We start from the raw sequence: 1001 nt of genomic DNA, 5'->3' as shown, positions 1-1001 counted from the left end.
GCGGTGACCCGACTGAGCTGGGCCGCGGCTGTCCTTGGCGCTGTCGCACTGGCGGCCACCTTCGCGCTGGCCGCCGGGGAGGGAGCTGGTAAGAGGCTGGTGCAGCCCGAGTGGGGCGGGTATCCGGGAGGAGCTGCGGCGGTGGACTGCCGGTCAGAGGCACTGCGTTGACCCCGCAAGTAGCGGTTTCTCCGTCACTTCTTCTCCAGCGCCCTGCGGAAGCCGAGCGGACTGTGCAGTGCCTGCTCGATGCTCTCCAGGCTCTTCCCTTTCGCCTCCGGCATCATCAGCCCCTGGGCGCTGGACCCGGCCGAACTCGCGGCGACCGCGCCCGCCGTGCCCCTCGTCCTGCTCGGCGAGTGCAGCCCGTACGGCGCGGCCGACCGCCTCGCCGTCGACAACGTCACCGCCGCGGACGAAGCCATCAGCCACCTGACCGGTCTCGGCAGGCGGCGCATCGCCGAGCCATCGGCCTGCAGCCGCACCTGCACAACGGCAGCGCCCGGCTGCGCGCAGAGGGATACCGCCGCGCGCTGGACCGCGCCGGACTCCCGCAACTCCCCGACGCCCAGTGCACCGTCGCCGCACTGCACCGGGCAGACGGAGCCAGGGCCATGGACGAACTCCTCGACGGACAGGCCGCCCCCGACGCCGTGTTCGCCTTCAGCGACGAACTCGCCCAGGGAGCCCTGCATGTGGCCCACGAACGCGGTCTGCGCGTGCCCGAAGACCTCGCGGTCGTCGGGTTCGACGACATCGAGGACAGCCGCTACAGGTACCCTGCGCTGACCACGATCGCGCCGGACAAGCAGCAGATCGCCGAACGGTCCCTGCAGTGCCTGGCGGACGGCATATGCAGCCCGACAGCGCCGTCCCTCCGCAGGAACTGATCATGCCGCACCGCCTGGTCCGGCGCGGCACGACTTCGGCGGTGACATCACCAGAGTGCCCGGCTAGTGTGTTTTTAGTTAAATCTGAAGTGAGTGTTTTCTGTTGGAGTT

General features: G+C 69.6%; 2 protein-coding genes. One reads left to right on the top strand and one right to left on the bottom strand.

Annotated features, from left to right (window positions below; all coding sequences use genetic code 11):
- Window positions 1-194 precede the first annotated feature (194 nt).
- Window positions 195-425 carry a hypothetical protein gene (locus ACQKIP_RS48175; protein ID WP_365854758.1) on the bottom strand — a complete coding sequence of 77 codons (231 nt, stop codon included), beginning with the start codon at window positions 423-425 and terminating at the stop codon, window positions 195-197.
- Between ACQKIP_RS48175 and ACQKIP_RS48170 the strand changes: the two genes are divergently transcribed.
- Window positions 360-890: a substrate-binding domain-containing protein gene (locus ACQKIP_RS48170; protein ID WP_365853963.1), complete on the top strand. Its 531-nt coding sequence runs from the start codon at window positions 360-362 to the stop codon at window positions 888-890. The two genes, ACQKIP_RS48175 and ACQKIP_RS48170, sit on opposite strands and share 66 nt — an antisense overlap.
- Window positions 891-1001 lie beyond the last annotated feature (111 nt).

The organism is Streptomyces sp. NPDC059900 (assembly GCF_050270335.1).
GTDB lineage: Bacteria > Actinomycetota > Actinomycetes > Streptomycetales > Streptomycetaceae > Streptomyces.
The sequence above is the reverse complement of the archived record's forward strand: the minus strand, read 5'-3'. Positions and strand labels throughout refer to the sequence as shown.

Excerpts from the sequence above, each read along its gene's own strand:
- ACQKIP_RS48175 (WP_365854758.1), bottom strand. The coding sequence starts at position 425 with ATGGCTTCGTCCGCGGCGGTGACGTTGTCGACGGCGAGGCGGTCGGCC.